At 72.0% G+C, this 22,300-nt stretch carries 16 protein-coding genes; 10 read left to right on the forward strand and 6 right to left on the reverse strand.

Annotation, left to right across the window (positions count from 1 at the left end):
• The first annotated feature begins 17 nt into the window (after positions 1 to 17).
• Positions 18 to 770 carry a hypothetical protein gene (locus tag OHA21_RS27750; RefSeq protein ID WP_328459684.1) on the forward strand — a complete coding sequence of 251 codons (753 nt, stop codon included), beginning with the start codon at positions 18 to 20 and terminating at the stop codon, positions 768 to 770.
• An 809-nt stretch (positions 771 to 1,579) separates the two neighbouring features.
• Here the strand turns inward: OHA21_RS27750 and OHA21_RS27755 are convergent.
• Positions 1,580 to 2,398 (reverse strand): glycoside hydrolase family 26 protein, encoded by an 819-nt coding sequence (locus OHA21_RS27755; protein WP_328459686.1) that lies wholly within the window; start codon positions 2,396 to 2,398, stop codon positions 1,580 to 1,582.
• Positions 2,399 to 3,025: 627 nt separating this feature from the next.
• Here OHA21_RS27755 and OHA21_RS27760 point away from each other — a divergent pair.
• On the forward strand, positions 3,026 to 3,340 hold the full coding sequence (locus tag OHA21_RS27760; protein ID WP_328459688.1) for a hypothetical protein: 315 nt from the start codon (positions 3,026 to 3,028) through the stop codon (positions 3,338 to 3,340).
• 54 nt (positions 3,341 to 3,394) lie between these two features.
• Here the strand turns inward: OHA21_RS27760 and OHA21_RS27765 are convergent, their stop codons facing one another.
• Positions 3,395 to 5,194: an AMP-dependent synthetase/ligase gene (locus tag OHA21_RS27765; RefSeq protein WP_328459690.1), complete on the reverse strand. Its 1,800-nt coding sequence runs from the start codon at positions 5,192 to 5,194 to the stop codon at positions 3,395 to 3,397.
• Positions 5,195 to 5,322: 128 nt separating this feature from the next.
• The gene (locus OHA21_RS27770) at positions 5,323 to 6,486 is read right to left on the reverse strand and encodes a TetR/AcrR family transcriptional regulator (RefSeq protein ID WP_328459692.1); all 1,164 of its coding nucleotides are present in this window, start codon (positions 6,484 to 6,486) and stop codon (positions 5,323 to 5,325) included.
• Positions 6,487 to 6,600: 114 nt separating this feature from the next.
• On the opposite strand from OHA21_RS27770, the gene OHA21_RS27775 reads away from it, so the two are divergent.
• From OHA21_RS27775 to OHA21_RS27790, 4 genes are all read left to right on the forward strand, one after another.
• Entirely contained in the window at positions 6,601 to 7,815 is a 1,215-nt protein-coding gene (locus OHA21_RS27775) for an acetyl-CoA C-acetyltransferase (protein ID WP_328459693.1), read from the forward strand.
• 14 nt (positions 7,816 to 7,829) lie between these two features.
• Positions 7,830 to 9,977: a 3-hydroxyacyl-CoA dehydrogenase NAD-binding domain-containing protein gene (locus OHA21_RS27780; RefSeq protein ID WP_328459695.1), complete on the forward strand. Its 2,148-nt coding sequence runs from the start codon at positions 7,830 to 7,832 to the stop codon at positions 9,975 to 9,977.
• Positions 9,886 to 10,722, forward strand: coding sequence for a phosphotransferase (locus tag OHA21_RS27785; protein WP_328459697.1), 837 nt, complete (start codon positions 9,886 to 9,888; stop codon positions 10,720 to 10,722). Before OHA21_RS27780 ends, OHA21_RS27785 begins: the two co-directional genes overlap by 92 nt.
• Before the next feature lie 1,117 nt (positions 10,723 to 11,839).
• Positions 11,840 to 12,637 (forward strand): PIG-L family deacetylase, encoded by a 798-nt coding sequence (locus OHA21_RS27790; protein ID WP_328459699.1) that lies wholly within the window; start codon positions 11,840 to 11,842, stop codon positions 12,635 to 12,637.
• Here the strand turns inward: OHA21_RS27790 and OHA21_RS27795 are convergent.
• Entirely contained in the window at positions 12,583 to 14,316 is a 1,734-nt protein-coding gene (locus tag OHA21_RS27795) for an ABC transporter ATP-binding protein (RefSeq protein ID WP_328459701.1), read from the reverse strand. The two genes, OHA21_RS27790 and OHA21_RS27795, sit on opposite strands and share 55 nt — an antisense overlap.
• 226 nt (positions 14,317 to 14,542) lie before the next feature.
• Here OHA21_RS27795 and OHA21_RS27800 point away from each other — a divergent pair, with 226 nt between their 5' ends.
• Positions 14,543 to 15,937, forward strand: coding sequence for an AMP-binding protein (locus OHA21_RS27800; RefSeq protein ID WP_328459703.1), 1,395 nt, complete (start codon positions 14,543 to 14,545; stop codon positions 15,935 to 15,937).
• Positions 15,938 to 16,028: 91 nt separating this feature from the next.
• Entirely contained in the window at positions 16,029 to 18,257 is a 2,229-nt protein-coding gene (locus OHA21_RS27805) for a putative bifunctional diguanylate cyclase/phosphodiesterase (protein WP_328459705.1), read from the forward strand.
• Between the two features lie 378 nt (positions 18,258 to 18,635).
• On the opposite strand, the gene OHA21_RS27810 is transcribed toward OHA21_RS27805, so the two are convergent.
• Positions 18,636 to 19,790, reverse strand: a complete 1,155-nt coding sequence (locus OHA21_RS27810) for a hypothetical protein (RefSeq protein WP_328459707.1) — start codon at positions 19,788 to 19,790, stop codon at positions 18,636 to 18,638.
• Between the two features lie 67 nt (positions 19,791 to 19,857).
• On the opposite strand from OHA21_RS27810, the gene OHA21_RS27815 reads away from it, so the two are divergent.
• Positions 19,858 to 20,094 (forward strand): hypothetical protein, encoded by a 237-nt coding sequence (locus OHA21_RS27815; protein ID WP_328459709.1) that lies wholly within the window; start codon positions 19,858 to 19,860, stop codon positions 20,092 to 20,094.
• On the opposite strand, the gene OHA21_RS27820 is transcribed toward OHA21_RS27815, so the two are convergent.
• Positions 20,082 to 21,299 carry an MFS transporter gene (locus OHA21_RS27820; RefSeq protein ID WP_328459711.1) on the reverse strand — a complete coding sequence of 406 codons (1,218 nt, stop codon included), beginning with the start codon at positions 21,297 to 21,299 and terminating at the stop codon, positions 20,082 to 20,084. The genes OHA21_RS27815 and OHA21_RS27820 overlap by 13 nt on opposite strands.
• Before the next feature lie 82 nt (positions 21,300 to 21,381).
• Between OHA21_RS27820 and OHA21_RS27825 the strand changes: the two genes are divergently transcribed.
• Complete coding sequence (locus OHA21_RS27825; protein WP_328459713.1) at positions 21,382 to 22,281, forward strand: LysR family transcriptional regulator; 900 nt, start codon at positions 21,382 to 21,384, stop codon at positions 22,279 to 22,281.
• Positions 22,282 to 22,300 lie beyond the last annotated feature (19 nt).

The raw sequence follows: 22,300 nt of genomic DNA on the forward strand, positions 1-22,300 counted from the left end.
CTGACCACGATGAAAGCATGCGCACCGTAGTCATCGCAGGAGGAACCCGGGGCATCGGCGGGGCCCTCGCCGACCGGCTCCGGCAGGACGGCGACCGGGTCATCGCCCTCGGCAGCGCCGACGCCGACCTGACCTCCGTCCGGCAGACCATCGACCTGACCACCCGGCTGCCCCCTCGGATCGACACGCTGGTCCTGGCGGCCGGCCGCTTCGACCAGCGCCGGGTGGTCACCGGCGAAGGCTTCGAACAGACCTTCGCGATCGGCGTGCTGGCCCGCTATCTGCTCCCCTCCCTGCTACGGCCCGCACTGGAGGCGAGCCCGGCGCCGATGGTCCTCAACCTGTGCGGCACCGGCGGCATCAAGGCCAGGCATCTGCACTGGGACGATCTGCAGCTGACCCGCGGCTACCGGATGTTCACCGCGACCATGCAGGCCGCCCGCGCGAACGATCTGCTCGGCGCCGGCTTCCCGGATCGCTATCCGGGCATTCGGTACGTCCTCTACAACCCGCTCCTCGTCGACAGCGGCATGCACCGCTACCTGCGGCAGCCGGGGCGCACGCTGGTGGGCGCGGCCGCACGGTTGTTCGGCCAGTCACCGGCCACGGCGGCCGAGCCGCTGGCCGCGCTGATCCACAACCCGCCCGCCGCGCCGCTGACCGCCTTGCGCCGCGGCACGCCGGTCCCGCTGACCGGCCCGAACTTCGACCCGGCGACCGCGGCCCGCCTCTACACCGAGCTGGAAACCCTGACCGCGGCGCTGCGCTGACCCACAGCCCACGGCTTCCCGCCCGCCATTCCATGCGTCACCGCCAGCCGGCAGGGCTCAGCTGGCACTGACGCACCTAATACGCCCGCCATTCCATGCGTCACCGCCAGCCGGCAGGGCTCAGCTGGCACTGGTGCATCTAATACGCGCGCCATTCCATGCGTCAGCGCCAGCCGGGCATGACTGGGCTCGCGTCGACCGATGAGGCCGCGGTCGCCTCCGGGGTGCACCGGGTTGCGGCGGTTCCAGCAGGCTGGCGGGGTGATCAGCAACGGGGTCCGGCCGGTATCGCGTGCCTGCGGACTGGCCGGACCCTGCGTCGGCCCCTGGGTGCAGGCCCGCCGGCCGCGACGCACGACCGTGTGCGACGCGCCAGTACTTTCCGGAAGGCACCGACCTGTCGATCCACAGCTACCGTCGCCACCGAACTCAACGCTCCCGCCCCAGCCCTCGACGCGCTGCTGTCAGCCACCGCCACCAGCACAAACACCCACCGGCAGAAGTCCGCCCGCGCCATACGTGCCTGGGCGCCAGCCGTCTCGGGCGGCCGGGTGCAGCCCGCCATTGCGTGCTTGGGCGGCGGCCCGGACCGCTCGGCCGTCGCCCACGCATGCCAACGGACGCCCACGACCGGCCTCGGCTGCGGCTCGGCCGGCCGCCTACGTGGGTGGGTGGGCTCGGGGAGGGCTGGTGAGAGTGCGCCCGTGCTTCAGCCCGGCGGGCGCTGTGGGGCCGGGACCCGATGGGGAGGCCGCGTGGTTCGGCGGGGCGGTCACGGTTGGGTGGGGCGGGGTAGGTCGTACCGATGATCAGCCTGCGAAGCGGGAGCTCCGTGCCATGGTGCGGTAGGCGGCCAAGGCCGAGGAATCGGTGTCGAACCGGAAGTTGTGGTCGCTGTCGTGCTGGACGTCGGTGTCGAACCAGACGACCGCGCCGACGGACGGGGTCTTCTTGACCCACGTGTTCAGCTGCTTGATCCAGGTGGCCTTCGACTTCACGGCGGCCGTCTCGGTCAGGATGATCGGCTTGCGGCTGCCGTAGAGCTTGGTGATCGGGTTGAACAGCGTCGACGGGGACTCGCCGTAGAAGTTGTAGCCGGAGACGCCGACCCAGTCGACGTAGGCGTCGCCCGGGTAGTACTTCTGGATCTTGTTGGCGGTGGTGTTGGGCGAGGAGTTCCAGTTCGGGCTCCACACCCAGGCGATGTTGTTCGCGCCGACCTCGTCGAAGATCCGGTGGATCCGCTTGTACGCCTTCACGTAGTTGGCCGGACCGCCGTTCTGCGGGCCGCTCCACTCGAACCAGTCGCCGTTCATCTCCCAGCCCCAGCGCAGCAGGATCGGGCGCTTCATGGCCTTCAGCTTGCGGGCCACCGAGCGGATGTTCCCGTCCGACGAGCCGTTGTTGATGCCGCCCAGCGGCGCGCCGTGCCAGGAGACCAGCAGCACGCTGTTCTTGCTGACGTCCGGCTCGGAGGTGGGGATGTAGCCCTGCCACGGGTAGAACCGGTGCACGATGCGCTGCTCACGGTCGAGCTGGCCGCGCCGCAGCGACAGGCTCTGGCTCAGCGACTTGCCGCCGAGCGCCATGTAGGAGCCGAGCATCGCCTTGCCGGGGAGGAACGGCACCGGGCCACCGCGGCCGTCGGAGGCCGCCGCGTTCTGCGTGGCCGCCGGTTTCGCGATCGGCTTGGCCGAAGCCGGAGCCGAAGCCGAAGGCGCAGTCGACGGGGCAGCGGATGCCGAAGGGGGCGCCGGCGGGACGGCGGAGGCCGCTGCGACGGCCGCATCCAATGGGGCGGAGGCGGAAGTCGTGGTGGCCGGCGCCGGAGCGGCGGCCCCGGTCGTCTCAGCGCCGGCGGAGGTGCCACAGCCCGCCAGAAGGGTCAGGGCCAGCAGCGCCGGAATGCCCCGACGCGAGAGCCCACGGCCGTTGTCCGGCTCGGAAACCACACCTACTCCTGTCGAGCGACTGCAAAGTCCGCCTCATCATGCCCCACCGCCGAGCGGTTCGTCTCGCCCGGACGGCCCATGGATGACCTTGATGACGTACCGCACACCGCGAATGCGACAAGCTCCCCCGCTGTCGGAATAACCGGGCATTTACCCAGGATCCCGCATCATCCGATCATCCGAAAAAACTGCCGGAACAGCGGCCCGGAAAGCGAACGCCGGACGGCCCGGGAAGCGCGGCGTAGGTTCTTTTTCCGGTACGGGAAACCATTCCCGGAAAAGTCAGACGGGGGTTCAATCATCATGCGCGTTCGGAAACTGGGTGCCGCATTCGGGACCGTGCTCTTCCTTGCCACCGCGGGCCTGGCCCAGGCCGCCGGCCCGGCTGCGGCCGCACCGGCCGGTGGCACGGCGGTGACGAGTGTCGCCGACTTCGGGGACTTCAAGAAAGGCTACCGGGACGGCTATCGCGACGGCTGGGAGATGGCCCGCGACGAGTGCGAGAAGATGCAGAAGTTCGCGTTCAAGTTCGACGACGACGAGACCGACTACATGCGCGGTTACGACAAGGGATTCGACCGCGGCTTCGAGAAGGGCTTCTTTGAATACTGCGACTGACGCTCCTGGCGGGTGGATTCCAGAGCACGCTGAAATCCACCCGCGCTCGGAGTTCTAGCCGTACAGCTGGTCGATCTCGGTGGCGTAGCGTTCCTGGATGATCCGGCGGCGCAGTTTCAGCGTCGGGGTCAGCTCACCGCTCTCCGGCGTCCAGCCGGTCGGCAGCACCCGGAACGTCTTGACCTGCTCCGGCCGCGCCAGCTTCGAGTTGGCCGCCTCGACCGCCGCGGTGATCTCGGCGACCAGCGCGGGCTCGGCGGCCAGCTCGGCCAGCCCGGCGGCGGTGATGCCCTGCTTGGCCGCCCACACCGGCACCATCTCCTCGTCGAGGGCGATCAGCGCGGTCACGTACGGCCGGCGGTCGCCGATCGCCACGGCCTGGGCGATCAGCGGGTGCGCCCGCAGCAGGTTCTCGATCTGCGCCGGGGAGATGTTCTTCCCGCTCGAGTTGATGATCAGTTCTTTCTTGCGGTCGGTGATCGTCAAGTAGCCGTCGTCGTCGAGCGTGCCCACGTCACCGGTGGCCAGCCAGCCGTCGGCGTCGGTGACCGGGTCGACCCCGCCGTCGGCGCGCAGATAGCCGAGGCAGACCAGCGGGCCGCGGACCAGGATCTCGCCGTCCTCGGCGAGCTTCAGCTCCATGCCCGCGTTGACCCGGCCGACCGTCCCGGTGCGGAAGTGCGTCGGCGTGTTGATCGTGGCGGTGCCGGTGGTCTCGGTCATCCCCCACACCTCGAGCACGTCGACCCCGAGCCCGGCCAGGTAGAGCAGCACCTCGACGGGAATCGGCGCGGCGCCGCTTCCGGCGTGGATCATGTTGTCCAGACCGAGCCGGGCCCGCAGCGGCTTGAGCACCTTCTCGTCCAGGACGGCGAGCTTGGCGGCCAGCTCCGGCGGCACCGGCTTCTCCGCGGCGCGCAGGTGGTACGCCTCCAGCGCGACCGCCCGTGCGGCGTCCACGGCGGCCCGCACCTGCGGCTCAGCCGCGGCGAGCTGCCCCTGCACCCCGGCGACCATCTTCTCCCAGATCCGCGGCACCCCGAAGAACGAGACCGGCCGGATCCGGACCAGCCCGGCGAGCAGCTGCGCCGGATCGGGGCAGATGGTCACGTGCCCGGCCCGGTAGATCGGGTTGTAGATGCCGAGGATGCGCTCGGCGATGTGGGCCAGCGGAAGGTACGCCAGCGAGGCGGCATGATCCGGCACATCGACCGTGGCCTCGAGCACCACCGACTGGTAGATCACGTTGCCGTGGCTGAGCACCACACCCTTCGGGTCGCCGGTGGTGCCCGAGGTGTAGAGCAGGGTGACCGGCTGCTCGGGGCGCACCTCACGCCACGTCTTCTCGAACGTGACGAGGTCCGGCTCGCCGGCCATGAGCTGCCGCAGGCTCACCAGCCCGTCACCCTCGGCGTCGAGAACCACGACGTGGCGCACCTGGGGCAGGTCGGCGAGGAGCGGCCTCCACCGCTCCAGCTCCTTCTCGCCCTCCAGCACGATGATCTCGGCGGCGCTGTGCCGGGCCAGGTAGGCGAGCTGCTCGGGGGAGAGCGTCGCGTACACCGTGGACGGCACCGCGCCGAGGTGGGCGGCGGCCAGGTCGACCAGCCAGTGCTCGGGCCGGCTGGACATCTGGATCAGCATGCGGTCGCCGGAGCGCAGGCCGAGGTCGGCGAGCCCCCGGGACAGCACGGCGACCTCGTCACGCAGCTCACGCCACGTGCGGGTGCGGTCGTCGCCGAGCACGCTGAGCGCCGGCAGGTCGGGGAACTCGGTGGCGTTGCGGTGCAGCAGGGCGGGAATCGTCAGGCCGCGGACGGTGTCGGCGCACCGCTGGGCGAGGTCGGCATCCATCGTGTTGCCTCCTTCGAGGCTTGTGACGCTCGGCACATCCTCCATCGCCGCGACTGTAAACGCCGATTAACTTCTTTGGGAAGGGGCGTGGTCGATCCGTCGGCAAGATTGCGAATCTTGGCTAACTTTCAGGCCGTCAGGACGGTGCACATCAGCCGCACCAGGTGGGTGTCCATCCCGGTGCGCCGGTCGAACCGCACCCACCGGCTCAGATCGGCCACCACGTTGAGCGCCGCGTGCACCAGCACCCGCGCCTCGGCGGCCGGCACCTCGGGACGCAGCCGGCCGAGCAGCCCCACCCACTCCTCGACGTGCAGCCGCTGCACCTTGCGCAGCTCGTGCCGGTCGGCGTCGGGCAGATTGTTGTTCTCCGCCAGGTAGACCGAGACCAGGGCACTGCGCTCGAAGGTCAGCTCGACATAGGACTCGGCCATCCGGCGCAGCGCGTCGGCGTCCCCGTCGGCACGCGACAGCGCGACCGCGGTGGTCTCGGCGACCCGCTCCGACGCGCGGTAGAAGGCTGCGGCCAGGATGTCGGCCTTGCCGGGGAAGTACCGGTACACGCTGGAGGCGTTGATGCCGGCGGCGCGGCCGATCTCCTCGACGCCGACGGCGTGGTAGCCGTACCGATGGAACAGCTGGACCGCCTCGGCCAGCAGGATCTCGCGGCGCGCGCCCACCCGCGTGACCGGCGGCTCCGCGCGCTGCTCCGCCACCGGCACCGGCGTGGGCGGCTCGTCGCTGAGCACCGCACGCGCCACCCGGTGCAGGGCTGCCTCGGCGCGGCCCTTGGCGATCGCCGCGCGGTGCGTGCCGAGGCTGCCGAAGACGCTGAGCGCGGCCCGGACCAGGGCGTCCGCGTCCGGCCCGGTGAGCTCCGGGCGCACCTGCAGCAGCGGCACGGCCAGCCGCTGCACGAACATCGCGAGCCCGTCGCGGAACTCCTCGCGGTGCTCGCCGGTCAGATACCGCCACTCCCACTGGTAGAGCCCGGCCACCTTGCGGCCCTCGACGGCGAGCCGGGCCAGCACGCCGAGCAGCTCGTCCAGATCGGTACGCCCCTCGGTGGCGGTCAGCACGGTGTCGGCCAGCTGGCGGGTGGCGTGGACGAGCATCGCGTACTTGTTCGGGAAGTGGCGGTAGATCGCGGGGCCGCTGATCCCGACCGCGGTGGCGATCTCGTCGATGCTCACCCCGTGGTAGCCACGCTCGCAGAACAGCTCGGCGGCAGCCAGGGCGAGCTGCGCCTTGCGATCCTTGGGCCGCTTGCGGGCCTCGATCGGCGGGTGCACGGCCGCCAGCCTAGTCGTGATCTGCGGTTCGCTGCACGTTCGTTCCCGTAGCCTTGACACCTAGCGGAAACATCGGCAAAAGTTAGCCGCAATTCGCATCCGAGGGAGTAGGCGATGACTACCGAGGCCTTCATCTACGATGCCGTGCGGACCCCGCGCGGACGAGGCAAAAAGACCGGCTCGCTGTACGGGGTGAAACCCATCTCCCTGGTCGTCGGCCTCATCGACGAACTGCGGCGGCGCTACCCGACCGTGGATCCGGCCGACATCGAGGACGTCGTGCTCGGCGTCGTCTCCCCACTCGGGGACCAGGGCTCCGACATCGCCAAGACCGCCGCGATCGCCGCCGGTCTGCCGTACGAGACGGCCGGTGTCCAGCTCAACCGCTTCTGCGGCTCCGGTCTGGAGGCGGTCAACGTGGCCGCCCAGAAGATCCGCTCCGGCTGGGAGGACCTGGTCCTCGCCGGCGGTGTCGAGTCGATGTCGCGGGTGCCGATGGGCTCCGACGGCGGCGCCTGGGCGCTCGACCCGGAGACCAGCCTGAACACCGACTTCATCCCGCAGGGCATCAGCGCCGACCTGATCGCCACCATGGACGGTTACTCCCGCACCGACGTCGACACCTTCGCCCTGGGCTCGCAGCAGAAGGCGGCGAAGGCCTGGCAGAACGGGTATTTCGACAAGTCCGTGGTGCCGGTCCGCGACCGCAACGGCCTGCTCATCCTGGACCGTGACGAGCACATCCGCGCCGACTCCACCCTGGAGGGTCTGGGCAACCTGCCGGCGTCCTTCGCGGTCATCGGCGACCAGGGCGGCTTCGACGCGGTGGCGCTGCAGAAGTACCACTGGGTCGAGAAGATCAACCACGTGCACTCGCCGGGCAACTCCTCCGGCATCGTCGACGGCGCCGCGCTCGTCATGATCGGCTCGGAGGCCGCCGGGCAGCGCGCAGGCATCACCCCGCGCGCCCGGATCGTCGCGGCCGCGCTCAGCGGCGCCGACCCGACGATCATGCTGACCGGCCCGGCGCCGGCCGCCCGCAAGGCTCTCGCGAAGGCCGGGCTCACCGTCGACGACCTCGACCTCGTCGAGATCAACGAGGCGTTCGCCGCGGTCGTGCTGCACTTCATCGACGACCTGAAACTCGACCCCGAGATCGTCAACGTCAACGGCGGCGCGATCGCCATGGGTCACCCGCTCGGCGCCACCGGCGCCATGATCCTCGGCACCCTCGTCGACGAGCTGGAGCGGCGCGGCGGGCGGTACGGCCTGGCCACCCTCTGCATCGGCGGCGGCATGGGCATCGCCACGATCGTCGAACGGCTCTGAGGGAGATCTTGAAGATGACTGAGACCATCCGCTGGAACCGCGAGGACGACGGCGTCGTCATCCTCACCCTCGACGATCCGAACTCCGGCGCCAACACCATGAACAGCGACTACGTGCGCAGCATGGGGGCGACCGTCAGCCGGCTGGAGGCCGAGCGCGATCAGATCACCGGTGTGATCATCACGTCGGCGAAGAAGTCCTGGTTCGCCGGCGGCAACCTCGAGGACCTGCGCTCGGTCGGCCCGGACCAGGGCGGCGACGCGTTCGCCCTGTCCAACGAGGTCAAGGGACAGCTGCGCCGGCTGGAGAAGCTGGGCCGGCCGGTCGTGGCCGCACTCAACGGCTCGGCGCTGGGCGGCGGCCTGGAGCTGGCGCTGGCCACCCATCACCGGATCGCGCTGAACAATCCCCGGCTGGAGGTCGGCCTGCCCGAGGTCACCCTCGGCCTGCTGCCGGCCGGGGGCGGCGTCGTGCGTACCGTGCGGCTGCTCGGCCTGTTCACCGCGCTCACTCAGGTGCTGCTCAAGGGCACCCGGCACAAGCTCGCCGCCGCCAAGGAGATCGGCCTGATCGACGAGATCGTCGACAGCCCGGACGAGCTGATCACCGCCGCCCGCGCCTGGATCGCGGCGAACCCGAACGCGGTGCAGCCGTGGGACACCAAGGGCTACAAGATCCCCGGCGGCACCCCGGCCACCCCGGCGCTCGCCGCGCAGCTGCCGGCCTTCCCGGCCAACCTGCGCAAGCAGCTCAAGGGCGCGCCCTACCCGGCGCCGCGCAACATCCTGTCGGCCGCCGTCGAAGGCGCCCAGGTCGATGTGGACACCGCGTTCATCATCGAGAGCCGCTACTTCGTCGAGCTGGTCACCGGGCCGATCGCCAAGAACATGATCTCGGCGTTCTTCTTCGACTTGGCCAAGGTCAACAACCGGGACGTCGGCGAGGTGCCGCCGATCACCAAGGTCGCGGTGCTGGGCGCGGGCATGATGGGCGCGGCGATCGCGTACGTCTGCGCCCGCTCCGGCCTGCCGGTGGTGCTGCGCGACGTCTCCCTGGACGGCGCGAAGCGTGGCAAGGGCTACTCGGAGAAGCTTGTCGCCAAGGACGTCGGCCGCGGCCGGATCAGCCAGGAGAAGGGCCAGGCCCTGCTCGACCTGATCACCCCGACCGACCAGGTCGCCGACCTGGCCGGGGCGGACGTGGTGATCGAGGCGGTCTTCGAGGACCCGGCGCTCAAGCACAAGGTGTTCGCCGAGATCGAGGGCGTGGTCGCCCCGGACGCGCTGCTCTGCTCCAACACCTCGACGCTGCCGATCACGCTGCTCGCCGAGGGTGTGCGCCGGCAGACCGACTTCATCGGCCTGCACTTCTTCTCGCCGGTCGACAAGATGCCGCTGGTCGAGGTGATCAAGGGCGAGAAGACCAGCGAGCTCACCGTACGCCGGGCGCTCGCCGTGGTGCAGCGGCTGCGCAAGACGCCGATCGTGGTCAACGACAGCCGCGGCTTCTTCACCAGCCGGGTGATCGGCACCTTCACCAACGAGGGCATCGCCCTGCTCGCCGAGGGCGTTCCGCCGGCCAGCATCGAGCAGGCCAGCAACCAGGCCGGTTACCCGGCCCCGGTGCTGCAGCTGATGGACGAGCTCACCCTCACCCTGCCCCGCAAGATCCGCAAGGAGTACCAGGCTGCCGCCGACGCGGCCGGCATCCCGTGGGAGTCGCACCCGGCGGACGAGGTCATCGACCGGATGATCGACGAGTTCGGCCGGCCGGGCCGGTCCGGCGGGGCCGGCTTCTACGAGTACACCGACGGCAAGCGCACCGGGCTCTGGCCGGGCCTGGCCGCCTTCGGCACGCCCGAGGGCCGGTCCATCCCGTTCGAGGATCTCAAGGAACGGATGCTGTTCATCGAGGCGATCGAAACGGTCAAATGCCTCGACGAGGGTGTGCTGACCTCGGTGCCGGAGGCCAACATCGGCTCCATCCTCGGCATCGGCTACCCGGGCTGGACCGGTGGTGTGCTGCAGTACATCAACCAGTACGAGGGCGGGCTCCCCGGCTTCGTGGCCCGTGCCCGCGAGCTGGCCGAACGCTACGGCGACCGGTTCACCCCGCCGCCGTTGCTGCTGGCCAAGGCCGAGGCAGGGGAGGTCTTCGCCTGATCGGCAACCGCACGGTCTACGGTTGTTGATCATGTGCGAGGAACACGAGTTACCCGGCGGCCGGGCGGATCTCCGCCCGGCCGCCGCTGTGTGGGTCCCCGCGGTCGACGCGTTACTGCAGCATCTGGCGGACGCCGGGTTCGACGGCGCGCCGACCCCGGACGGCAAGCTCCCCGGCGACCCGCTCGGCAAACAGCGGCCCTGGCCGCAGTGGGTGCACGACGACGACACCCTCTGGCAGGTCGCCCAGTGGATGCGCGAATATCACGCCGCCGTCGCCGATTTCGTCCCGCCCGCCGACGCGAAGTGGCGCAAGGGCGGCACCTGGGAACCCGGCCTGATCATCGGCCACAACGACGCCGTACCGGCCAATGTGGCCTATGCCGACGGCCGGCTCACCGGTTTCGTCGGCTGGGAGTTCGCCGGGCCGGTCACCCGCGAGGCCGACCTGGCCTTCGCCGCCTTCGCCTGGGTGCCGCTCACCGCCCGCGGCGTGGCCGAGGCGGAAGGGTTCACCGCCTTCGCCGACCGGCCGCGCCGGCTGCGGATGTTCCTCGACGCGTACGGCTGGCGCGGCACCGTCCGCCAGATCGTGCACGAGGTCCGCGACCGGATCAGCGCATCCATCCACGACATCCGCCGCCTGGCCGCCGGCGGCGACACCGGCTGCCAGGAGATGATCGAGGACGGCTACGACCGGGAGCTCGCCACCGCCGTCAAGGAACTCGCCACTTTCCCGCGCTAGAGGCTTTCGGCGTCGGGTTCTCGCCGTCGGTCCGGGGTCGGCGGCCGTCCGCCGCCCGCCTCGATCGCGAGATGTGCCGGGTGGCAGGCCGGCCGGGCCGCGGTCTACGGTCTCGGTTCGGATCCGCGAGTGTCGCGGTGCCGGCGCGCACCAGTCTGCCCTCCCTTTCGATCCAGCCGGACCCGCCCCGGCTGGCAGAGCACAGTGCGCGGCGGCCGGCGCTCTGCGGCGGGAGACCTTCCGGATGAACGGCCACACCCACAGCGGGTGTACCTACACCCGCTGTGGGTGTGCCGGCGTTCGGGAACCCATATGTCACCGGGCCGCCGCATCTCCCCGGCGGTGGCGCCGAAGGCAGACGCTCAACCGGCCCCGACCCGGATGAGACTTCGCCCGCTGCCCGCCCATCGGCGGGACGCTGGAAGGCAGGACGCGGGACGGCGGGACGGCCGGGCTCGCCCTGTTGGTCACGCTCAAACCGCAGCCGCCGGCTCCCGAACAGCAGCCGGCGGATCGGCGGGAGGCAACGCTGACGCGCGGCCGGGGCCGCTTCTGGAGCCTGTTCGATCACTGGGCCGCGCGCCTGCGCTGCCTGCGGGGCGGTGAAACAGCGCTACCGCAGGGCCTGGTGATCGATCAGGTTGAAAACACCGCCTCAGCCGCCCGCCAGGGACGTCACCCCTGCTCCAGCGCCGGGTCTGCCTTGCCCGGGCGAACCACGCGGTCACGGCGATGGGGTCACGGGCCTCGGTGCGAGCGCCAGGCTCAGGCTGCCGGTCTTGATGGAGGCCGGCCCTGAGCGGCCCTGCCGGTTGATCACCCGGCCGTACGACAGCGCTGTCGCTTGCCGATCAGCCGGCTGTGGTTTGAGCGTGACGATCAGGGTGCGCCCGGCGGGCGCGCCGGCTGGCGTGACGGGATGCCTGGATCGCGGGGAGCGGCGGGGACGGCCACGATTCGGTGGGGCGGCGTGGCGCGTACCCCGAAGGAGCGGGATCGGAAAGCGGACCTCGACCCATGTTTCGAGTGCCGCGAGGACCGGCCGACGTATCTCCGACAAGGATTCAGCAAGGAAGCCCACAGAATTCAGCAAGGGCCCACGCCCATGCTCGAGGGCATGAAGCAGATCAGTGACCTCGGCACCATCCTCGGCGTGTGGGCCCACCCGGACGACGAGGCCTACCTTTCCGGCGGGCTGATGGCTCTGGCCCGTGACGCCGGCTCGCGGGTGGTGTGCGTCACCGCCACCCACGGCGAACGGGGCACCGCCGACCCGCTGCGCTGGCCACCGGACCGGCTGGCCGCGCAGCGCACCACCGAACTGCGTGACTGCCTCGACGTCCTCGGTGTCACCGAGCACCATTGGCTCGGCTACCGCGACGGCGAGTGTGCGCGGGTGCCGTCCAGCGGCGCCGTCGCCCGGCTCTGCGATCTGATCGACGAGATCCGCCCGGACACCGTCGTCACGTTCGGCCCGGACGGGCAGACCGGCCACCCCGACCATCAGGCTGTGGGCCGCTGGACCGCCGCCGCGGTCGACTGGGCGGCGCCGGCACGCACCCGGCTGCTGCAGTCCGCGGTGACCGGCGACTGGGCCCGGCAGTGGCGCATCGTCAACGAGCGCTTCGACGTCTTCGCCCCCGGATATCCGGTCACCCGGCGCGATAACGAACTGTCCCTGCGCCTCAGCCTCGACCCGGGCACCCTGGCCCGCAAGGTGAAGGCGCTGACCGCGCAGAGCACCCAGACCGCCGGGCTGATCGCCGCGATGGGCGAGGACCAGTACGCCGCCTGGGTCGCCGAGGAGGCGTTCACCGAGGGCGTCCCGGCCCCGCTGGTCTGCGAACGCTGCTGGTGGGATCACGAGAACGCCCGGTGGCGCTGCGCCGGCACCCCGGCCGCCAGCCTGCGGTAGTACGGGCTGGAGCGCAGCAACTCCTCGTGCGTGCCGTCCGCCGAGACCACCCCGCCGTCAACGACCAGCACCCGTTCCGCCGACCGGACCGTGGAGAACCGGTGCGCGATCACCACCAGCGCGCACACCTGCGCCACCTCCCGCAACGCCGCCGCCAGGGCCCGCTCGCCGTCCGGGTCCAGGTGCGCGGTCGGCTCGTCCAGCAAGATCACCGCGGGCCGCGACAGCAGGCACCGGGCGATCGCCACCCGCTGCCGCTGCCCACCGGAGAGCCGCCCGCCGCGCTCGCCGACCGGGGTGTCCAGGCCGTGCGGCAGGGCCGCCACCACCGCGGTCAGGCCGGTCATCGCCAGCACCCGGGTGACCTCGTCGTCGGTGGTCGGGCCGGCGCCGTACAGCAGGTTCTCGCGCAGCGTGCCGGCCAGCAGCGGACAGTCCTGCTCGACCAGGCCGACCACCGCGCGATGCCGCTCGTAGGGCAGGAACCGGCCGCGCACCAGCACCTGCCCGTGGTCCGGCTCGTAGAACCGCTCGGCCAGCGCGAAGATCGTCGACTTGCCCGCGCCGGACGGGCCGACCAGCGCCACCTGCCCGCGGGCCGGCACCGCGAAGCTGATCCCGCACAGCACCGGCCGCGCCTGGTCGTAGCCGAACCACACCCCGCGGAACTCCAGCACCGGCGGCTCGCCGCCGCCGACCGGCACCACACCGACCGGCCGGTCCCGCTCCACCGGCAGGGCGAGCACCTCGTTGATCCGGTGCAGCGCCCCGGAGCCCTGCTGCACCGCGCTCACCGCCTGGAAGATCTCGTAGATCGGCGCCGACAGATACGTCATGGCCAGGGTGAACGCGACCAGGCGGCCCAGCGTCGTCTCACCGGCCGCCACCCGGGTCGCGCCGACCATCAGCACCGCCAGGAACGCGCCGCTCACCGCCAGGTCGTTGGTCGGGCCGCTCAGCGCGATCAGGCCGGCCATCCGCAGGTTCTCCCGGTAGGCGCGGCCCGCCGAACTCCGCAGGCGCTGCGACTCGACCGGCTCGGCGCGGCACGCGCGCACCGTACGCATCCCACCCAGCACCCGCTCCAGATCCGCGAGCAGCGTGCCCTCCGCGGTCTGCGCGGTGCGCGACGCCACCCGCAGCCGCCGCACCACCATCAGCAGGCTGCCGACCGCTACCCCGAACAGCACCGCCACCAGCGCCAGCAGCCACGGATCCAGCCAGGCCAGCAGCACCACGATGGCCGCCAGGCCGATCACCCCGGCCAGCCCGGTGCCCAGACTCTGCGCGACGAGGGTCTTCACCACCGTGGTGTCGCCGCACGCCCGGGCAATCACATCACCGGTGCGTAACCGATCCAGAACGGACAACCGCACCCTCAGCAGATGCCCGGTGAGAGCCCGCCGCAGATCCCGCGTCATCGTCTCCCCGGTGTGCGCCTGCACATAACGGGCCAGCGCGAGCGCCGCGGCCTGTGCCCCGAACAGCCCGGCCAGCGCCACGAACACCGGCCACGGCATCCGCCCACCAGCGGCAGCGTCCACCGCCCGGCCGGCCAGCAGCGGCTGGGCCAGCGCCAGCGCCGAACCGAGCAGGCTCAGCCCCGCCGCCACCGCGATCCAGCGCCGATAGCCGCGGGTCAGCCTCCGCAGATCCCGCCAGCGGGCCCGATCGGACAAATGCGCCTCCCCCACCATGCGCGGAAGTCGACGCTAGCCAGCAACAATCACGTTCAGCAACGGGTCCTTCACCCAGGCCCGCCGCCGGGTTTCCGCAATTTCACCCCTTTCCGGTACGCCTACGCGTCCCGCCCCGAGCTACCGCGCGATCATCTGCCGGGTCACGGCCACAGCGCGGCCGCCGGGCTCAAGCACGGGGTTGCGGCGGAGGTGCAATCATCCGGGGATGAGCCTGCTGGCCGCCCTGCACGACGACACCGACCGCGCCGACGCCGTCACCACCCCCGACGGCGCGCTCTCCCGCCACGAGCTGCTCGGGCAGGCCGCCGGGGTGGCCGCCGAGATCGCCGGGGCGCCGATCGTCGCCGTCCACGCCACCCCCACCCGGGCCACCGTCACCGCGATCACCGGGGCGCTGCTGGCCGGCGTGCCCGTCGTGCCGGTGCCACCCGACGCCGGCGAACTGGAGCGCGCCCACATCCTGCGGGACTCCGGCGCCACCCTGCTGCTGTCCGACGATGCGGGGGCGGCGGGCTCGCCCGGCGTACCGATCATGCCGTTGACCGGCGTGCGGCCCGGCAGCGTGCCACCCGAACCGGATGCGCAGCGCCCGGCCCTGGTGCTCTACACCAGCGGGACCACGGGCCTGCCCAAGGGCGTGGTGATCTCCCGCTCCGCGATCGCCGCCGACCTCGACGGCCTCGCCGAGATCTGGCAGTGGACCGCCGGCGACACCCTGGTGCACGGGTTGCCGCTGTACCACGTACACGGCCTGGTCCTCGGCCTGCTCGGCCCGCTGCGGCACGGCTCCCCGCTGATCCACACCGGCAAACCGACCCCGCAGGCGTACGCCGCCGCCGGCGGCAGCCTGTACTTCGGCGTCCCCACCGTCTGGTCCCGGATCGCCGGCGCCCCCGACGCCGCCCGCGCCCTCAGCGCCGCCCGGCTGCTCGTCTCCGGCAGCGCCCCGCTGCCGGTGCCGGTCTTCGACACGCTGCTTCAGCTCACCGGCCAGGCCCCCGTCGAGCGTTACGGCATGACCGAAACCCTGATCACGATCAGCACCCGCGCCACCGGCGACCGCCGTCCCGGCCACGTCGGCCTGCCGCTGCCCGGCGTCGGCACCCGGCTGGTCGACGAATCCGGCGCCGAACTGCCCGCCGACGGCGCCACCATCGGCCACCTGCAGGTCAACGGCCCCACCCTGCTCAAGGGATACCTGCGCGACGGCGGCCTCGCGCCGGCCGGCCTGGTCGACGGCTGGTTCCCCACCGGCGACGTCGCCACCATCGGCGCGGACGGCTGGCACCGCATCGTCGGCCGCGCCTCCACCGACCTGATCAAGACCGGCGGCTACCGGGTGGGCGCCGGGGAGGTCGAGGACACCCTGCTCCTGCACCCCGCCGTCCGCGAGGCCGCGGTGATCGGCACCCCGCATGCCGACCTGGGTGAACAGATCACCGCCTTCGTCGTCGCCGACCCGGTCAGCCCGGACGAGCTGATCCAGTTCGTCGCGCAGCGTCTCGCCGCCCACAAGCGCCCCCGCGTCGTCCACCTGGTCGACCAGCTGCCCCGCAACGCCATGGGCAAGGTGCAGAAGAAGCAGCTCACGGCCGGCTGAACCTCTCAGTCGGCGCCGTCGCCTGCCGATCAGACGCGGCATGATGAAACCGTCGTTGCGCACCGCCCCCGCGGCCACACGCGTTCTCATCATGTCCGTCGTCTTCTTCGTGATCAGCGCCGTGCTCGGCCTGCTGCACGCCTCGCTGGGCTCACCGATCTGGCTGCTCTGGCCGTCGACCGTGGGCGCCGCCGCCAGCGCCGCCCTCGCCTGCGCCGTCGCCGCCCGCACCGGTCACGGCCCCGCCCGCGCCTTCTGGCAGCGCCTCGCGGTCACCGGCGCCCTGCTCACTGTCGGCACCGCCGGGCAGGCCGTCGACACCATCCTCACCGGCCACCCCCGCGAGATGAGCCCGGTCACCGCCGGCTTCTACCTGGCCGCGGTCGCCGTCGGCGTCGTCGCCCTGGTCCGGCTGCCGCGGCCGCGGCGCACCTGGCGCGCCAGCGTCGCGATGTGCCTGGACATCGCCGTCGTGGCGGTCGCCTCCTCCATGATCATCACGCACTTCCTCTGGACCACCTCGACCCCGGCGCTCAACGACAACGTCGAGGCCACCATGCTCGTCGTGGTCCTGGCCGCCGCGTGTTCCGCCGTCGTCGCCGTGATCAAGGTCGGCGTCACCCGCAGCGGCGCGGTGCACCGGCGCGCGCTCTGGGCCCTCGCCCCGATCGGCATGCTCGGCCCGCTCTCCTGGGCGGTCGCCCCGCTGCTGGACCACCGCGTCTTCCTCAACCCGACCGTGGTCACCCTGCCCACCGCCGGCCTGCTGATCGCCGCCGCCGCCCGCCTGCAGACTCTGGCCAACCTGGCGCTGGGCGTACCCGCGACCCAGCCGGAGAACGTCACCCGGGACGACAGCCGGCACGGCGTCATGCGGCAGTTCAGCCCCGTCCCGTACGCAGCCGTCGCCGTCACCGCGGTCATGCTCATCGTCGCGACGCTGCGGTTCGGCCACCTGCCACCCGGGCTCGCCGGCGGTTCCGTCGTGCTCACCCTGCTCGTCCTGGTCCGGCAGTTGGCCGCGCTGTCGGACAACAACGCCCTGCTCGACCGCCTCGACGCCCAGGCACACCACGACGACCTGACCGGCCTGCCCAACCGGCGGCTGTTCACCGCGAAACTGGCCCGCCGTACCGGCACCACCACCGTCGCCGTCTGCGACCTCGACGGGTTCGCCGCCCTCAACGACCGGCTCGGCGACGACGCCGGCGACGCCCTGCTACGCGCCGCCGCCGACCGGGTCGCCGCCGTCGCCGGTCCCGAAGCGGTCACCGCCCGGCTGCTCGGCGACGAGTTCGGAGTGCTGCTGCCCGGCCACCACGCCGGTTTCGCCGAGGCCCTGCTCCAGGCGTTCCGCACGCCGCTGCGGGTGGACGGCCACGACCTGCTGGTCACCGCCACGGTCGGGGTCGCGTCGGGGGACGGCACGGCCGTACCCGATCTGCTGCGCCGCGCCGAACTCGCCCTGCAGGCCGCCAAACTCACCGGCACCAACCGGCACCGCGAGCACTCCCCCGAGCTCGACGCCACCGCCCAGCACCACGCCGAACTCGCCGCCGCCCTGCGCCGCGGCCTCGACCACGGCGAGTTCCGGCTGCTCTACCAGCCCATCGTGGAACTGCCCAGCGGCGCCGTCACCGGCGTGGAAGCCCTGGTCCGCTGGCACCCCGTCGACGGACCGGTGGTCCCACCCGCCGAGTTCATCCCGGTCGCCGAGCACAGCGGCCTGATCATCGACCTGGGCGCCTGGATCATCGACACCGCCTGCGCCGACGCCGCCGCCTGGCAACACAAACACGGCGCGAACAGCCCCCGGGTCAACGTCAACGTCTCCGCCCGGCAGCTGCTCGACCCGGACCTGCCCGGTCTGGTCGCCGACGCCCTGCACCGGCACGGGCTGACCCCGGACCGGATCACCATCGAGATCACCGAGACCGCGGTCTTCGCCGGCGGCGCGGCCCTGAGCACCGTGCACGAGCTGCGCGAACTCGGCGTCGGTGTGGCCCTCGACGACTTCGGCACCGGGCACAGCTCGCTGACCCTGCTGCGCACCTGCCCGGTCACCACCCTCAAGGTCGACAAGTCGTTCATCGACGACCTCAACGGCACCGCCGAGCAGGAGGCCATCGCCACCTCGCTCAGCACCATCGCCAGCACCCTCGGCCTGCGCGCGGTCGCCGAGGGCGTGGAGACCCTCGACCAGGCCACCCGGCTGCACGACCTCGGTTACCGATACGCCCAGGGCTACTACTTCGCCCGCCCCGCCCCGGCCGACCAGATCGACGCCGTCCTCAGCGCTCCCGTGCCGGTCCGCAGCTAGACGGCACGGCTCCTGCGCTCAGGGTCCGGCGGCGGTTGGTGGAGGCGGAAGCGGACCACGTCCCATCCGGTGGAGGCCGGGGATGAGCGTCCGGGAACCCGCCTTCGATGCGACCCGGCGGGGAGGTACGGCGGCCCGGTGGTGAAGGGGTTCCCGAACGCCGGCACACCCGCAGCGGGTGTGGGTACACCCGCCGCGGGTGTGGCCGTTTTTTCGGAAGGTCCCCCGTCGGACAGCCTCGGCCGCAGCGCGCACTGTCCTCTGTCAGCCGGGCGGGTCGGGCTGGATCGGAAGGAAAGGCAGACGGGTGCGATCGGGGCGGGCTGCAGAGGCCGCCGGAGCTTAGGACCGGCGGTGAGACCCGGTGCCGAAAGCTCTCTAGACCGTCTCGTCGTGCGGGGCGGTGACCCACGCCGAGAAGACCGGCACCCCGTCCCACGGGCCCGGCTGCCCGGTCACGGCGACCACCGCGAACGGGTGGGCGAAACGCAGCTCGCCGAAGCGCACCGTCCGTTCCGCCGGCATCGACGTGAGCGTCGCGAACCCGGTGACCGCGGCCGCCTCGAACCCGTACCGGCCGAACCGTGCCGTGGCTGCCTGTTTGGCCTCGAAATCGGAAAGGAAACCGAGCACCCGGGCGGCCGCGTCGAATCCCAGTCCCGGGGCCGACAGATCGTGTTCGCTCGTCGCCGACCAGCTCGGCAGCACCGCGCTCACCTGCTCGGCGGCGTGCATCGCGGCCCGCTCCTCCCGGATCGTCCACAGCGGGCCGTCCCCGAGCGGCAGGTCGAACAGCGACTTGCGCGCGACGGCGGACGGATCCCGGCCGATCTCGTAGGCGGCAGCGATCACCCGGTCGGCCGCGACGTCCGGGGCCGCCGCGACCGAGACCACCTGCACCCGCGCCTTCGACTCCTCGTCGGTGGCCGGCGCGACATGCACGATCACGTCGCCGGCCGGCTGTGACGTGGCGACGAACGCGGTGTGCCCGCCCACCGGCGTCCGCAGCACCTGCTTCAGCCTCGATCCCCAGGCGCCGCCCAGCGTCTCGCCCGGCACCACGTCGAACGGGGTGTCCCAGCTCAGCTTGGTCGCGAGCGCGCTGGCCAGCAGCAGCACGACCTGCGGGGTCAGCTCGACCGGGAACTTGTCGATCAGGCCGAAGGTGTGGTCGCGCGCCCACCGGTTCAGCGCGGCCTGGTCCGGCAGTGGCCCGAAGGTGGTGGCCGCCGGCAGGGTGCCCCGCCACGCGTCCAGCCGGTGCGGATCGACGCGGCCCTGCGCGTACCAGACCGCGGAGGCGGCCGCGACCAGCGGATGCGGCTTGTCCAGCAGCGCCGCCGCCACCGGTGCGGCGTCGGCCGGCGCCATCCCGAGCACCTCGCCCAACTCCTCGCCGGCGGTCTCCGCGGACGCCGCCAGCGCCAGCACGAGCCACGCTCCCAACGGGGACGCCACATGGTGCTTGTCACCGGCGGCCGCATGGAACCGCTGGGCGTACTTCGCCAGCGCCGAAACCCACTCATCGGTCATGCCACCCGAACCTACCCGGCCGGGCGGCGTCCGATTAGAGGGACTGGAGACGGGTACCGTTCCCGCCGTGATCCCATCCTGTCCCGAGTGCGGTGCGCCCGGCGTACCGCTGATGTTCGGACTGCCGGTGCCGGAGGCACGCGCGGCCGCCGAGGACGGCGACCTCGCGCTCGGAGGCTGCGTGGCCTCCGCGGATCCGCCGAACTGGCAGTGCCCGCGACAGCACCGCTGGCGTGACGCCGACGAGCGGGCCTGGGATCAGCGGCTGCTGCGGGTCCTGGAAGCACACGGCTACCGCACCTGAGCCGCCGCGGCCGGGCGCACGCGGTGACCGAAACTGAGCAGGGCGACCACGGCGAGCAGCAGCACCAGCACCGCGGCGAACCACGTCATCACGGTCACCGCCGCCACGATCTGCGACGCGATGCCCAGGCCGATCGCGGGCAGGCCCAGGCCCAGGTAGGCGATGAGGAACAGCCCGGCCAGGGCGGCGCCGCGCTCGGACGGGGCGGCGCTCGCCGCGACCGAGCCGAGGGCCGCCTTGAACAGCACGCCCGCGCCGGCGCCGGCCGCGATCCCGCCGAGCAGGAACAGCGTGAGGCTGGCGGTGTGCATGCCCAGGACCAGGATGAGGATGCCGCCGCCCTGAACGAGCAGGCCGAGCGTGGTCCTCGCCGCGGCGCTGAGCCCGCCGGTCACCGACTGCGCGACGGCCGCGCTGCCGAAGACCGCGAAGACCACGGCGCCGGCCAGCAAGCGGGACGGGTGGTGCAGGGTGCCGGCCACGAAGGCGGGGGCCAGCGACGTGAAGACGCCGAACACCGCGAACGAGGCGACGGCGCCGGTGGCGGCGGCCAGGTAGGTGCGCCGGTCGCCGGGCACGCCGATCCGCTGCGGCCGGTACCGGTATTTCTCCGCCTGCGGCGGCACGGTCTCCGGCGTCAGCGCCACGGCCAGGATGCTGATCACCAGCAGGATGAAGAAGACGGCGTACGGCGTACGCAGTGGCGCGTACCCCAGTTGTGCGATCAGACCCGCAGCCAGCGTGCCCAGGCCGAGCCCACCGCTGTTGGCCGCCGTCGAGACCACCTCGAAACGGTGCCGTGAGGCACCCGGCCGGTGAGCCGCGTGCAGTTCCTGCAGGTGCGCCGTCGCGGTGGCGGTGATCATGCCGACGCCCAGGCCGGTGAGGAACCGGGCGACCAGCAGCACCGGCAGCGCCGTGCTGGTGAGGAACAGGACGGCGGCGATCAGTTCGAGCCCGAGCGCCGGCAGCAGGACCCGTTTGCGGCCGATCCGGTCGGAGACGTGCCCGGCCAGCAGCAGGCTGATCACCACACCGGCCGCGTAGACGGCGAAGACGACGGTGACCGTGAACGTGGAGAAGCCGTCGCGTGCCATGTAGAGCGGGTAGAGCGGGGTCGGCACGGTGGAGAACGCCATGGCGGTGAGGAAGGCCAGCGCGATGGCCCAGAAGCCGGCGTGGAGCCTGGCGGTCGATGCGGTCATGCGGCCACTGTCGGACGAGGCAAGCATCACCGCCAACGAAAGTTCGAGCTTGATTCCATCTCCGTTGTTGATACTTGCAGGTGTGGAACTGCGCCAGCTCGAATACTTCGTCGCGGTCGCCGAGGAGCAGAGCTTCACCCGCGCTGCCGTGCGCCTGCATGTCGTCCAGTCCGCGGTCTCGGCCGCCGTGAAAACGCTGGAACGGGAGCTCGGCGCGAGCCTGCTGGACCGCAACGCGAAACGGGTGCTGCTCACCGACGCCGGAACCGCCCTGCTGCCGCGCGCCCGCGCCGCCCTGGACGCGGCCCGCGACGCCCGCGACGCGGTGCACGAGGTCCGCGGCGGACTGCGCGGCACCCTGCGGATCGGCACGCTCACCTCGATCCGGATCATCGACCTGCCCGCGCTGCTGGGTGAGTACCACCGCCGGCATCCCGGGGTGCTGCTGCGCACCAGCGCGGCGCCGACCGGCTCGCTGGGCCTGATCGAGGCGATCATCGAGCACCGGCTCGACCTGGCGTTCGTCTCGCTGCCCGGTGCGCACCCGTCCGGCGTACGCCTGATCGAGCTCGCCGCGTCCGTCATGGACCTCGTGGTCCCGGCCGGTCACCCGCTCGCCGAACGCAGCACGGTCGCGATCGACGAGCTGGCCGGCAGCGATTTCATCGACTCACCGGCCGGCTACGGCAACCGGGCGGTCACCGATCGCGCCTTCACCGCGGCCGGCGTCCCGCGGCGGGTCACCATCGAGATCGCCGACATCGCCACCGGGGTCGCGCACGTCCGGCACGGGCTGGGTATCGCCCTGCTGCCCCGGTTCATCCTGCGGACCGACACCGAGGGCGTGGTCAGCCTGCCGGTGACCGGGGCGGACCTGGTCTGGCCGCTGTCGCTGGCGGTGCCCGCGGACCGTACGCCCGGCACCGCCACCCGGGCCCTGATCACCCTGCTGGACGACTATCTGCCCACCGCCCGGCATTGAGCCGAAAAATCCAAACATT

Origin of the sequence: Actinoplanes sp. NBC_00393 (assembly GCF_036053395.1) — a bacterium.
Taxonomy (GTDB): Bacteria; Actinomycetota; Actinomycetes; order Mycobacteriales; family Micromonosporaceae; genus Actinoplanes.